The organism is Polynucleobacter sphagniphilus (genome assembly GCF_029892205.1).
In the GTDB taxonomy this organism is placed as follows: domain Bacteria; phylum Pseudomonadota; class Gammaproteobacteria; order Burkholderiales; family Burkholderiaceae; genus Polynucleobacter; species Polynucleobacter sphagniphilus.
In genome coordinates, this window is sequence record NZ_JARXVX010000003.1 from 62,948 (window position 1) to 75,278 (window position 12,331).

At 46.9% G+C, this 12,331-nt stretch carries 13 protein-coding genes and 1 riboswitch; of the genes, 8 read left to right on the forward strand and 5 right to left on the reverse strand.

Annotated features, from left to right (window positions below):
* Positions 1-5 precede the first annotated feature (5 nt).
* Genes slmA through M2125_RS07175 form a run of 4 tightly spaced genes read left to right on the forward strand, consistent with a single transcriptional unit; the run spans position 6 to position 3,626 of the window.
* Positions 6-659 (forward strand): nucleoid occlusion factor SlmA, encoded by a 654-nt coding sequence (slmA, locus tag M2125_RS07160; protein ID WP_076024416.1) that lies wholly within the window; start codon positions 6-8, stop codon positions 657-659.
* Complete coding sequence (gene metX / locus M2125_RS07165) at positions 656-1,795, forward strand: homoserine O-succinyltransferase MetX (RefSeq protein ID WP_277541812.1); 1,140 nt, start codon at positions 656-658, stop codon at positions 1,793-1,795. The genes slmA and metX overlap by 4 nt, the downstream gene beginning before the upstream one ends.
* On the forward strand, positions 1,792-2,373 hold the full coding sequence (gene metW, locus M2125_RS07170; protein ID WP_076024414.1) for a methionine biosynthesis protein MetW: 582 nt from the start codon (positions 1,792-1,794) through the stop codon (positions 2,371-2,373). The genes metX and metW overlap by 4 nt, the downstream gene beginning before the upstream one ends.
* The gene (locus M2125_RS07175) at positions 2,370-3,626 is read left to right on the forward strand and encodes an AmpG family muropeptide MFS transporter (protein ID WP_076024413.1); all 1,257 of its coding nucleotides are present in this window, start codon (positions 2,370-2,372) and stop codon (positions 3,624-3,626) included. The genes metW and M2125_RS07175 overlap by 4 nt, the downstream gene beginning before the upstream one ends.
* Here the strand turns inward: M2125_RS07175 and M2125_RS07180 are convergent.
* The gene (locus M2125_RS07180) at positions 3,623-4,405 is read right to left on the reverse strand and encodes an exodeoxyribonuclease III (protein WP_076024412.1); all 783 of its coding nucleotides are present in this window, start codon (positions 4,403-4,405) and stop codon (positions 3,623-3,625) included. The two genes, M2125_RS07175 and M2125_RS07180, sit on opposite strands and share 4 nt — an antisense overlap.
* Positions 4,406-4,413: 8 nt before the next feature.
* On the opposite strand from M2125_RS07180, the gene pyrE reads away from it, so the two are divergent.
* Complete coding sequence (gene pyrE, locus M2125_RS07185) at positions 4,414-5,082, forward strand: orotate phosphoribosyltransferase (protein WP_076024411.1); 669 nt, start codon at positions 4,414-4,416, stop codon at positions 5,080-5,082.
* 17 nt (positions 5,083-5,099) lie between these two features.
* Here the strand turns inward: pyrE and dapF are convergent, their stop codons facing one another.
* From dapF to M2125_RS07200, 3 genes are read right to left on the reverse strand one after another with little or no spacing between them, the layout of a single operon-like run.
* Positions 5,100-5,963, reverse strand: a complete 864-nt coding sequence (gene dapF, locus M2125_RS07190; RefSeq protein ID WP_280742847.1) for a diaminopimelate epimerase — start codon at positions 5,961-5,963, stop codon at positions 5,100-5,102.
* A 47-nt stretch (positions 5,964-6,010) separates the two neighbouring features.
* Positions 6,011-6,910 carry an LpxL/LpxP family acyltransferase gene (locus M2125_RS07195; protein ID WP_280742777.1) on the reverse strand — a complete coding sequence of 300 codons (900 nt, stop codon included), beginning with the start codon at positions 6,908-6,910 and terminating at the stop codon, positions 6,011-6,013.
* A 10-nt stretch (positions 6,911-6,920) separates the two neighbouring features.
* A complete protein-coding gene (locus M2125_RS07200) occupies positions 6,921-7,796 on the reverse strand; it encodes a lysophospholipid acyltransferase family protein (protein WP_280742778.1) in 876 nt (291 codons plus the stop codon).
* Positions 7,797-8,000: 204 nt separating this feature from the next.
* Here M2125_RS07200 and metK point away from each other — a divergent pair, with 204 nt between their 5' ends.
* The 3 genes from metK (at position 8,001) to metF (ending at position 11,716) form a co-directional block, all read left to right on the forward strand.
* A complete protein-coding gene (metK, locus tag M2125_RS07205) occupies positions 8,001-9,167 on the forward strand; it encodes a methionine adenosyltransferase (RefSeq protein WP_280742779.1) in 1,167 nt (388 codons plus the stop codon).
* Positions 9,168-9,224: 57 nt separating this feature from the next.
* Positions 9,225-9,334: riboswitch (S-adenosyl-L-homocysteine riboswitch) on the forward strand.
* Positions 9,335-9,395: 61 nt separating this feature from the next.
* Positions 9,396-10,847, forward strand: a complete 1,452-nt coding sequence (gene ahcY / locus M2125_RS07210; RefSeq protein ID WP_076024663.1) for an adenosylhomocysteinase — start codon at positions 9,396-9,398, stop codon at positions 10,845-10,847.
* A 32-nt stretch (positions 10,848-10,879) separates the two neighbouring features.
* Positions 10,880-11,716, forward strand: a complete 837-nt coding sequence (gene metF, locus M2125_RS07215; protein WP_280741624.1) for a methylenetetrahydrofolate reductase [NAD(P)H] — start codon at positions 10,880-10,882, stop codon at positions 11,714-11,716.
* Here metF and M2125_RS07220 read toward each other — a convergent pair.
* Positions 11,708-12,325, reverse strand: coding sequence for a 5-formyltetrahydrofolate cyclo-ligase (locus M2125_RS07220; RefSeq protein ID WP_233126753.1), 618 nt, complete (start codon positions 12,323-12,325; stop codon positions 11,708-11,710). The two genes, metF and M2125_RS07220, sit on opposite strands and share 9 nt — an antisense overlap.
* Between the last annotated feature and the right edge of the window lie 6 nt (positions 12,326-12,331).

A 12,331-nucleotide genomic window follows, 5' to 3' on the forward strand; every position in this document is an offset into this window, starting at 1 on the left:
TGACTATGCGTGATTCCCTCGAGCCGGCAGCAGAAGTTGACAACAGCGTTGCTGACGCCGGTAAGACACGTAAGCGCCCACGCCCAGGCGAGCGCCGTTTGCAAATCTTGCAAGTGCTTGCGGAGATGTTGCAAAATCCAAAAGGTGAGCGGGTCACAACGGCTGCCTTGGCAGCCAAAATACAAGTATCGGAAGCGGCTCTGTATCGTCACTTTGCTAGTAAAGCGCAAATGTTCGAGGGGCTCATTGCCTTTATTGAGCAGACTGTATTTGGCTTAATTAATCAGATTAATCAAAAAGAAGAATCCGGTCTTGCCCAAGCGCGCGGCATGTTGCAAATGCTTTTATTCTTTGCGGAAAAAAACCCCGGCATGACTCGCGTGCTCTTGGGCGATGCTTTGCTGCAGGAGGATGATCGTTTACAAGAGCGCATCACTCAGGTTCTAGATCGTGTCGAGGCATCACTGAAGCAAGCATTAAGAATTGCCCAGACTCAAGGTGGTGCATGGTCACACGTGAGTCAAGATGAGGTGGGTATTCGGGCTGCCATGTTGATGAGTTTTGTCTTGGGACGTTGGCATCGCTTTGCGCGTAGCGGTTTTAAAAAACTACCAACTGAAGCTTCTGACATTAGTCTTCGCATTCTTCTCTCCGAATGAGCGAGCTAAACCTCTCTAGAAACACCATCCATTTTGCCGAGCCCTTGCCTTTGCAAAGTGGCGCCATTCTGCCTGCTTATGACTTAGTGATTGAAACGTACGGCAAGTTAAATGCTGATAAAAGCAATGCCGTATTAATTTGCCATGCCCTCAATGCATCCCATCATGTAGCGGGACCAAGCCCCGATAATGCAAATGACATTGGCTGGTGGGACAATATGATTGGACCTGGTAAGCCAGTCGATACCAATTATTTTTATGTCATCGGCGTTAATAATTTAGGCTCCTGCTTTGGCTCAACTGGGCCAATGAGTATTAATCCTGAAGATGGCAAACCATATGGTGCCAACTTTCCAGTCATTACTGTTGAGGATTGGGTAAATACCCAGGCGCGCTTGGCTGATAAATTAGGTATTCGTAAGTTTGCGGCAGTAATGGGTGGTAGCTTGGGTGGCATGCAAGCGATGGCTTGGGCGATTCAATACCCTAAGCGTTTAGATCATTGCGTAGTGATTGCCTCCACACCAAAACTCAGCGCACAAAACATTGCTTTCAACGAAGTCGCTCGCAATGCCATTCTCTCTGATCCAGACTTCCATGGCGGGAACTATTACGAGTACGGAGTAGTACCCAAGCGTGGCTTAAGACTCGCGCGTATGGTTGGCCATATTACTTATTTGTCAGATGACGATATGGCTGAAAAGTTTGGGCGCGAGTTACAGCGCCCTCATGGTGAATCAAATGACTACCGCTTTAGTTTTGATGTTGAGTTTGAGGTCGAGAGTTATTTACGCCATCAGGGTGATAAGTTCTCCAATTATTTTGATGCCAACACCTATCTATTGATTACACGCGCATTGGACTATTTTGATCCATCGCGACGTTATGGTGGTAGTCTAGATCGTGCCTTAGCAGATATTCAGGCGAAATTCTTGGTGGTAAGTTTTTCAACAGATTGGCGCTTCCCGCCAAATCGCAGTCGCGAAATCGTGCAATCCTTATTAAGCAATAAGAGTCAGGTCAGTTATGCGGAGATTGACGCGCCACATGGCCACGATGCCTTTTTGTTGAATGACCCGCGCTACCATAATCTGATTCGTGCGTATTTTGAAAAAATGCATGAGGTTCATTCATGAAGCGCGCTGATTTTTCTGCCATTGCTAATTGGATATCACCCAACAGCCAGGTTTTAGATCTAGGTTGTGGTGATGGTAGTTTTTTGGAATATCTTCAAACACAAAAAACGGTGCAAGCCTATGGTGTTGAAATTGATGATGCTCGCGTACTTGCTTGTGTACAAAAGGGGCTCAATGTCATTCAGCAAAATTTAGAGGGTGGACTCGCTCTTTTTGGAGATGCTAGTTTTGACACCGTAGTTTTATCTCAGACCTTACAAACCATTCATCAAACAGAAAAGATTTTGCGCGAAGTGGTGCGTGTTGGTAAAGAATCTATTATTTCTTTTCCAAATTTTGGCCACTGGTCACATCGTTTAGCCGTTGGACTGGGTCATATGCCTGTATCCAAAAGCCTGCCATATCAGTGGTACAACACGCCTAATGTGCGCGTACTCACGGTGGCTGATTTTGAAAATCTGGCATCCAATCTTGGTCTGAAAATCATTGATCAATGCATCTTGCATGAGGGTCGGGTAGTTACATTAATGCCCAATTTGTTTGGTAGTTTGGCTCTGTTTCGCATACGTCGCGCTTGAGTACACCTTCTGCCTCACTTAAAGGCCCTAGCAATACCAAAGCCTTTATCGCCTGTGCTTTTTTGGGCTTTACTAGTGGCCTACCCTTATTCATCCTATACAACCTACTAGCTGCCTGGCTTAAATCAGGCGGCGTTGATTTGAAGGCAATTGGCCTATTTGCCTTAGTGGGTTTTCCCTACACCTGGAAATTTCTGTGGTCACCATTTCTCGATCGCTATCCATTTCCTTTTTTAGGAAGACGACGGGGGTGGATGTTAGTGACACAAATAATCACCATGGCTGCGGTAATGGCGATGGGATTTTTTAATCCCGTAACAGAGATTTGGATCGTAGTTGGCTTGGCAGCAGTCGTTGCATTCTTTTCTGCTAGTCAGGATATTGTGGTCGATGCTTATCGACGCGAATGGCTTACTGATGCGCAGTTAGGTTCTGGCACTGCCGTATTTGTAAATGCTTATAAGCTGTCTACTTTGGTGCCCGGCTCTTTATCTTTGATCTTGTCAGATTTTATGCCTTGGTCCACAGTGTTCTTAATTACGGGTGGATTTATTTCTATTGGCGTTCTGACAACCCTGATGTTGCCTGAGCCTACTTTACGCGGGAAGCCGCCTCAAACTTTGCGTGCTGCAGTTATCGAGCCTTTTAAAGAATTCATTACACGACGCGGTTGGCGTTACGCATTCACGATTCTGGCGTTTATTTTTTTATATAAGTTGGGCGACTCCATGGCAACCGCTTTGGCTACGCCGTTTTATATGGACCTGGGTTTTACTCGTACACAGATTGGTTTGGTAGCAAAGAACGCCGGTCTTTGGGCTAGCTTAGGCGGCGGCTTATTAGGCGCCTATTGGCTGCAGAGGATGACCATTGCGCGCGGCCTATGGATTTTTGGCGTCTTGCAGGCCATTGCTATTTTGGGCTTTGCTATTTTGGCCAAAGTTGGTCTAAGCCCATGGATCTTGGCTTGGGTGATTGGCTTTGAAGCTTTTGCTGTTGGTCTGGGGACGGCCGCTTTTACTGCATACATTGCCCAAACTACTGACCCTCGCTATACGGCAACGCAATTTGCTTTGTTTACCAGCTTGGCTGCAGTGCCACGTACTTTTATTAATGCTATGACCGGCTATATCGTTGAAGCTTTGGGCTGGTTTAATTTCTTCATCTTATGTTTTGCTCTGGCGCTACCGGGAATGCTGTTGCTACTCAAGATTGCCCCGTGGAATCATACGGCAGAATCTGAGCGTACTTAAATAGACCAGTCGTAATCCACAATCAAGGGCGCGTGATCTGAGAAGCGCTCATCTTTGTATATAGAAGTCGATTGTGCGGTCGCTGCAATATCGGGTGTGGCGAGGTGATAGTCAATACGCCAACCCACATTTTTGGCATAAGCTTGCCCCCGATTGCTCCACCAGGTGTAACAAGCTTCAGTCGCTTCTGGTTCAATTTGACGATAGACATCAACGTATCCGACTTGATCAAACAGCTTGCTCAGCCAAGCGCGCTCCTCTGGCAAAAAGCCAGAATTCTTGAGATTGCCTTTCCAGTTCTTTAGATCTATTTCATTGTGAGCAATATTCACATCACCACACAGTACGATTTCTCTACCAGACTTTTTAAGCTTGATGAGGTGCGGCAGAAAGGCGTCAAGGTAGCGAAATTTAGCCTCCTGTCTCTCTGGGGAGCTGGAGCCGGAGGGCATATATACCGAAAGAATTGATAAGCCTTTGAAGCGAGCCTCAACATAACGGCCCTCAGCATCAAACTCCTCATTACCAAAACCATAAAGTACTTCATCTGGTTGATGGGGGGTATAAATGCCGCAGCCACTGTAACCCTTCTTTTCTGCATGATGGAAAAAGCCATGCATCCCATCTGGGTTGAGTATGGCATCGTCCAGATCATCGCGCTGGGCTTTCAGTTCCTGTAGGCAGACAAAGTCGGCCTGCTGTTTTGTCATCCATGGCAGGAAGCCTTTTTTGACTGCAGAACGAATACCGTTGAGGTTGGCGGAAATGATGCGTAACATGTAGGCCTATGAGCTCAGAAAATTCAAATCAAGTTAACTTTATTCGTTTCGCCTTAGAGGCAAAAGTATTGTCGTTTGGGGAGTTTAAAACCAAAGCGGGCAGACTGACCCCTTATTTCTTTAATGCTGGCGAATTTAATGACGGCGTACGCTTAAACGCGCTGGGGCAGTATTACGCTCGTGCCCTCCAAGAATCGAACATTCAATATGACATGCTCTATGGCCCTGCATATAAAGGGATTACCTTAGCGGCCGCTACCGCGATTGCTTTAGCGCAGGCTGGTCGAAATGTGCCATATGCGTATAACCGTAAAGAAGCCAAGGATCATGGTGAGGGCGGCACCTTGGTGGGCGCTCCCGTTCAAGGCAAGGTGGTCATCATTGACGATGTGATCTCGGCCGGTACCTCGGTAAGGGAGTCGGTGCAATTGATTCGTGCTGCTGGGGCTGAGCCTGCTGCGGTACTCATTGCCTTGGATCGCATGGAAAAGTCTGGAACAGCCACTGAGATTGGAGACAAGTCTGCAGTTCAAGCGGTGGAGCAAGAATTTGGTTTGCCGGTGATTGCGATTGCTAATTTAGCTGATTTGATGGCTTTCTTAACTGCTTCAAGCGATAGTCAGCTCGGTGCCTATTTGCCGGCTGTGAAAGCCTACCGCGAAAAATATGGTATTTAAGTTTCCTGCCTAAGAACTTAAGCAGGAAAATCAGTCTCACCTTCAAAGACCGTGATGGCGGGCCCAGTCATGATGACTGGCTCGCAAACATTATTGTGAATGCCGCCCCATCCAATTGTTAAATCGCCACCACGGGTGTGAACTAGTGCGGGTGAATCGAGCATACCCCGACGAATCCCTGCTACGACTGCCGCGCATGCACCAGTACCGCAAGCCAAGGTCTCGCCAGCCCCACGCTCAAATACACGTAATTTAATTTCATGGCGATTCATAACCTGCATGTAGCCGGCATTGACACGGTTTGGGAAAGCGGGATGACTCTCAATCAACGGACCTTCTGTAAGCACAGGCGCGCTTTCAACATCGACTACGACTTGCACTGCATGAGGGTTGCCCATAGACACTACGCTAATCCAGTCATCATGATGACCTGGATTATTACTAACAGCTAAGGCATAAACAGTTTCATGAAAGTCTTGCTTGCTTGGTAAACCTGCCGGGTTAAATGGAATACGACTAGGTTCAAAAATAGGTGCACCCATATTCACCTCTACTTGCCCATCTTCATGGGACAGCAGTGTGAGGATGGTATGAGCTACCTCAACGCGCAAAGGATTTTTGTTGGATAGCCCGTGGTCTTGTACATAGCGTACAAAGCAGCGTGACCCATTGCCACATTGCTCTACCTCGCCACCATCTGCATTGAAAATACGATAACGAAAATCAGCATCTGGGCGAGTGGCTTTTTCTACCAAGAGAATTTGATCGGCACCAATGCCAAATTGACGGTGCGCTAATTGCTTCCATTGTTCTGTAGTAATGCTGCTTAAATCTTGGTCAATGCCATTGAGCACAATAAAGTCATTGCCCGCGCCATGCATTTTAGTAAAGCGAAGTTTGCGTGCTGTATTGCTCAAAGGAATTCCATTTAGTTATAAAGACTGGGTTCGCCTGCGGGGCGATGCTTAAAGCGCTTATGTACCCAATAGTACTCTGCCGGTCTTTCGCGAACAAGATCCTCGATATAGCGATTGAGTCGAGCCGTATCTTGCTCTACATCATCACTAGGAAAATTGGGTAACGGTTCGCTAATGTTGCAGGTATAGCCCTTACGGTCTGGATTGAGGGTGGTAGTCATGAGACATACTTCCGCACCACTTAATTTTGCCAAACGGGAGACTGAAGTGATCGTATTGGTTTGAATGCCAAAGAATGGGACAAAGACTGAGTCACGAGGACCAAGATCAATATCAGGGGCAATAAAAATAAAATTACCCGTCTGAATCTCGCGAATCAAATCACGTAGACGACTTTGTCTTTCAATAGACTTGCCACCAAAACGATTGCGCCACTCGATCATCTTTTGATTAAAGAATGGATTTTTCATGTTTTGATATAGGCCTGCCCCTCTGGGCCAGTCATGTTCAGCGGCTAATACTGACAGAGCCATGAAGCCTCCCTCTAATCCCACAAAGTGTGGATTGATGAGTAGGCGAGGCTTACGATCTCCAAGGGTGATGGCCGACCGAATGGTGACAATGTCAGTGATTTGCCTGCCACTACCGAGCCAAATGCGACTGCGTTCAATGACACTGCGCCCAAATAATTTCCAGTGTTCTAGTGCTAAAGCGTCAATTTCTTTTTCACTCAAATTGGGAAAACACAGCCGCAGGTTGGTTTTGACTACCCGAGCGCGTTCATTTGGTATGTGGGCAGCCAACCAACCTAAGCCATAACCAATATAAATTGTTAGGCTGTAAGGTAAGAATGCAAATAAGCGCAGCAGTTTGAGCGCTAGAAAATTAAACAGGTTTTGAAGCCAAGTCATTTTCGATTAATTATAAATTTACCAATTCATTACTTGGCGGTAATTCAGCGCCAGCTGGGTGCTTGTAGCGGTTGTACGCCCAGATAAATTGTTCTGGAGCCTTTAGGATTGCGTTTTCGATAGCGACATTCAGTTCTGCGGCTGCGACTGTTGGATCATCGGAGAGTGGTGTAAGTCTGGTTGCCTGCATCAGCCAGCCCTTACCTAGACCTTTGCGTTTTGCAGTAAACATCACCACGGGCGTGTTATTCCGGCTCGCTAAACGGGCTGGCAGTGGCGTTGTATAAGCGGGGCGCCCAAAGAAGGGTACCCAAACACCTTCCCCGCCAGTAGGTACCTGATCGGGCAGAATACCGATGGCTTCACCGCGAGTCAGTGCCCGCGTCATCTGCCGGACGCCATTGAGGTTGGTGGGTACAAAGTGCATATTGGGATAGGCGCGCCCCTCTTCAACCACCTCATTGAGCCATGTTTGGCGAGAAGGTCGATATAGGATGGTGGCCGGGAAATGTTGTGCCAGCACACGAGGAATGATTTCAAAGCCGCCCAGATGGGGTGTGAGCATGACTAAGCCGTGCCCTTCGTTAATGGCTTCTTCGACTAAGTCCCAGTTTTGTACTTCCGCTAATTTGAGGGCTTTTTGCGGATTACGCCAGATCCACAGGCTATCTGAAAACAGCATTCCAGATGCGCGAACGGCAGCCCATAAATGATTTGGCAGTTTGTATTTTGAAATGACAGCCTCATATTGAGGCTTAAAAAGTTCGCGATATGGTTTTGAGCCCAAAAAAGCTAATAGTCCTAAAAAGGACCCAATCAGCTGTACTAATGCCAAAGGAAGCGCTGCAATCGCATTGAGTGTTGTTAGAAGAAGAAATTTACGCACTTAGCAATGATATTCAATGCTGGCGATATGGCCAAATTTACTGAGCGTATTGCAAGATTTGGCGTTTTTCAGATAGAATTGATTTATCGCTGAGTTAAGACAACTTGCAGAGCGATTCAAAAATTCTGCTAAAGCGTCGCCGTTGTGGTTCCTGGCACGTCGAGTTGTCCAATTGATAGTGTTAATTTTTAAAGGAATGCAGCAATGGCAAATGATTACTTCTTTACCTCAGAATCGGTTTCTGAAGGTCACCCCGATAAAGTAGCGGACCAAATTTCTGATTCGATCTTAGATGCCATCTTGGCGCAAGATTCGACTGCACGGGTTGCGGCTGAAACTCTCTGTAACACTGGTTTAGTGGTTTTGGCTGGTGAAATTACAACCAACGCAAACGTGGATTACATTCAAGTAGCCCGTAATACCTTGCGTGAAATTGGTTACGACAACACTGATTACGGTATCGACTACAAGGGCTGTGCTGTGTTGGTTGCCTATGACAAACAAAGTCCTGATATTGCTCAAGGTGTTGATAAGGCGCACGACGACGGTCTAGATCAAGGTGCTGGCGACCAGGGTTTGATGTTTGGTTACGCCTGTGATGAAACTGCAGAACTCATGCCGCTACCCATTCATTTGTCTCACCGTTTGGTAGAGCGTCAGTCTCAACTGCGTCGCGATGGCCGTTTGAACTGGTTGCGTCCTGATGCAAAGTCACAAGTGACCTTGCGTTACGTTGATGGGAAGCCTGATTCAATCGACACCGTCGTTTTATCTACTCAGCATGATGAAGATATCTCCCTTGAGAAATTGCGCGAAGCTGTCATCGAAGAAATCATCAAACCCGTACTGCCAAAGCATTTAATTAAAGGCGCCATTAATTTCTTAGTGAACCCAACAGGCCGCTTTGTGATTGGTGGGCCGCAAGGCGATTGCGGTTTAACAGGCCGCAAGATTATTGTAGATACCTACGGCGGTGCAGCTCCCCACGGTGGTGGCGCCTTCTCCGGGAAGGATCCATCTAAAGTGGACCGCTCAGCTGCCTATGCTGGTCGTTATGTTGCAAAGAATGTGGTGGCCGCAGGTTTGGCAAGTAAGTGCTTAATTCAGATTTCGTATGCGATTGGTGTTGCTAAACCCACTTCAGTGATGGTGAGCACCTTTGGCACTGGCAAGATCTCTGATGAGAAAATTGCACAACTCGTTTCTGAGCACTTTGACTTACGTCCAAAAGGCATCGTCAAGATGCTGAACCTCTTGCGTCCGATATATCGCAAAACAGCAGCGTATGGTCACTTTGGTCGTGAAGAGCCAGAATTTAGCTGGGAGCAATGCGATAAAGCACCTGCATTACGTGCTGCAGCAGGGCTATAAGTAGTAAATAACTAGTATTGAAGCCAAAGATGGCGAAATTGATTACAATTTCGCCATACCTTCAAGGAGCGCTGCAAGGAATGCTGAGAACCAGTATTGCCTCAGGCTTGAGGGGAGTAAATTTTGGGCACACCCCAATTTGCTAATTGCAACTGCGCTCGCTAACCCATGATTCAATGGCTAGCGAGTACCCACTCCAGCATTGAATCGTATTTAGCTGGAGCATTCATGAATACCGTTTCTGATTTCAACTTACAAGACTTTGTCGCAACGCGTTGCGCAATTGCTGATATTTCTTTGGCAGACTTTGGCCGTAAAGAAATTGCGATTGCCGAAACCGAGATGCCAGGCTTGATCGCTATTCGCGATGAGTTTGCAGCACAGCAGCCATTGCGCGGTGCGCGTATTACCGGTTCATTACACATGACCATTCAAACGGCTGTGTTGATTGAGACATTAGAAGCACTCGGTGCCGAGGTGCAATGGGCCTCTTGCAATATTTTCTCTACACAAGATCACGCCGCTGCTGCAATTGCAGCGAACGGTACACCTGTGTTTGCAATTAAGGGCGAAACCCTTGAGCAGTATTGGGATTACACCCACCGTATTTTTGAGTGGGCAGATGGCGGCTTTACCAATATGATTTTGGATGACGGCGGCGATGCTACTTTGTTGTTGCATCTGGGCGCACGTGCTGAGAAAGATCAGGCCTGCATTGGTCATCCGACAAGCGAAGAAGAAACTATTTTGTTTGCAGCTATTAAAAAGAAATTAGCGCAAGACCCTACTTGGTATTCAACTCGCCTGGAAAAGGTAAAGGGCGTTACTGAAGAAACCACTACTGGTGTACATCGTCTCTATCAGATGTTTGCTAAAGGTGAGTTGAAGTTCCCAGCAATCAATGTGAATGACTCAGTCACTAAGAGCAAATTCGACAATCTTTATGGTTGCCGTGAGTCTTTGGTTGATGCGATCAAGCGCGCTACTGATGTGATGGTTGCCGGTAAGGTGGCTGTGGTTTGTGGCTATGGCGATGTAGGTAAAGGTTCTGCGCAAGCCTTACGTGCCTTATCTGCACAAGTGTGGGTAACTGAAGTTGATCCAATTTGCGCATTGCAAGCTGCAATGGAAGGTTATCGCGTTGTCACTATGGATTACGCTGCTGATAAAGCCGACATCTTCGTTTCGGCAACTGGTAACTACCATGTGATCACGCATGACCATATGGTGAAGATGAAGAATCAAGCGATTGTTTGTAACATCGGTCATTTTGATAATGAGATTGATGTTGCCGGAATTGAAAAATACAAGTGGGAAGAAATCAAGCCACAAGTTGACCATGTTATTTTCCCGGCCGCCAATGGTCAGCCTGAAAAGCGCATCATCATTTTGGCTAAAGGTCGTTTGGTTAATCTTGGTTGCGGTACGGGCCACCCTTCCTATGTAATGAGCTCTTCTTTTGCAAATCAAGTGATTGCTCAGATTGAGTTGTGGAATGCGGTTGGAACCAATAAGTACCCGATTGGCGTTTATACCTTGCCTAAGCATTTGGATGAGAAAGTTGCACGCTTACAGTTGAAGACTCTGAATGCCGAGTTGACAGTGTTATCGGATCAGCAAGCCTCTTACATTGGCGTTACCAAGGAAGGCCCGTACAAGGCTGACCACTACCGTTATTAATCTGTAGATATAAAGTATATAGGCCCAAAATCATGGAATTAAGCGTTGAATTCTTTCCTCCTAAAACACCTGAAGGGGAGAGCAAGCTACACATGGTGCGTGAGCGTTTAAGTGAAACACTCAAGCCTGCATTCTATTCCGTGACTTTTGGTGCCGGTGGCTCGACACAATCGGGTACTTTAAAAGTAGTAAGCGATATCCATGCGGCAGGGGCTGCTGTAGCGCCTCATTTATCGTGTGTGGGTAGTTCGCGTGACAGCGTGCGCGAGATGCTTAAGCAATACCAAGCGCTTGGCGTAAAACGCATTGTTGCTTTGCGGGGCGATTTACCCTCTGGCATGGGTCAGTACGGTGAATTTCATCATGCCAATGAATTAGTTGAATTTATTCGTACCGAGACTGGCGATTGGTTTCACATTGATGTTGCTGCCTATCCCGAAACGCATCCACAAGCAAAATCACCGGCAAGTGACATTGATTTCTTTGTACAAAAAATGAAAGCCGGTGCAGACTCAGCGGTAACCCAGTATTTTTACAACAGCGACGCTTACTTTCGCTTTGTAGATGAGGCTTATGATTTGGGTGTTACCCAGCCTGTAATCGCTGGCATTATGCCGATTACCAATAGTACGCAATTATTACGTTTCTCTGATGCCTGTGGCGCTGAAATCCCTCGCTGGATTCGTTTGCGTTTGCAGTCGTATGGTGATGATATTGCTTCGATTCGTGCATTTGGTGAGGAAGTGGTTACCGACCTATGTGACCAGTTATTGACCGCTGGCGCTCCTGGATTGCATTTCTATTCTCTGAATCAAGCAGATGCTGTTTTAGCGATTACGGATAATCTCAATCTAGCGCAATCAAAATAGTAAACCGGACTCAGTAATGAGGGCATCCAAGGGTTCATCATGTGCCTGAGCAGCCCATTGGCTGTCAGTTAGTTTTTGCCAATGAAAACCAATGCCAACACATAGCAGTTTTGGGTTGGCATGACGTAATTGTGCAAGCGTGCGATCAAAGTAACCCCCGCCATAGCCAAGACGCCAATAATGTTGTTTACCTTCAAGCTGGGATGCATTCCAGCCTACGCAGGGTAGCAAGATGCAGTCAGGCACCATTTGGGGACGCTCGATATTTCCTGGATTAGGTTCTAGAACGCCATGCTTGCTTGGGCTTAATGTATCCCCCTCTTTCCATAGATAAAACTCAAGATGTTTATCTGGGCGTGCAAAAGGTAGCAGTAAGCTCCGCTTGGCATCCTGATTAGCCCAAGCCAGTAAGGCCGGGCGTAGATCGATTTCATCCTGAATGGGGCAATACAAGGCAACTGACCTCAGCAAAACATCATTGATGGCCAGGAAATTCTGAAGGGAAGTAATGAGACCCTCTTTTGCTTGGGGGAATACGGACTCTGCCGCAAATGCTTTGCGCTGACTAATCAAGCTTTGGCGAAGAGTTTTTAACGAATTGCCGTGCATATCGAC

Coding starts and splice junctions, on each gene's coding strand:
- slmA (WP_076024416.1), top strand. CDS start 6: ATGCGTGATTCCCTCGAGCCGGCAGCAGAAGTTGACAACAGCGTTGCT.
- metX (WP_277541812.1), top strand. CDS start 656: ATGAGCGAGCTAAACCTCTCTAGAAACACCATCCATTTTGCCGAGCCC.
- metW (WP_076024414.1), top strand. CDS start 1,792: ATGAAGCGCGCTGATTTTTCTGCCATTGCTAATTGGATATCACCCAAC.
- M2125_RS07180 (WP_076024412.1), bottom strand. CDS start 4,405: ATGTTACGCATCATTTCCGCCAACCTCAACGGTATTCGTTCTGCAGTC.
- pyrE (WP_076024411.1), top strand. CDS start 4,414: ATGAGCTCAGAAAATTCAAATCAAGTTAACTTTATTCGTTTCGCCTTA.
- dapF (WP_280742847.1), bottom strand. CDS start 5,963: ATGCATGGCGCGGGCAATGACTTTATTGTGCTCAATGGCATTGACCAA.
- M2125_RS07195 (WP_280742777.1), bottom strand. CDS start 6,910: ATGACTTGGCTTCAAAACCTGTTTAATTTTCTAGCGCTCAAACTGCTG.
- metK (WP_280742779.1), top strand. CDS start 8,001: ATGGCAAATGATTACTTCTTTACCTCAGAATCGGTTTCTGAAGGTCAC.
- ahcY (WP_076024663.1), top strand. CDS start 9,396: ATGAATACCGTTTCTGATTTCAACTTACAAGACTTTGTCGCAACGCGT.
- metF (WP_280741624.1), top strand. CDS start 10,880: ATGGAATTAAGCGTTGAATTCTTTCCTCCTAAAACACCTGAAGGGGAG.
- M2125_RS07220 (WP_233126753.1), bottom strand. CDS start 12,325: ATGCACGGCAATTCGTTAAAAACTCTTCGCCAAAGCTTGATTAGTCAG.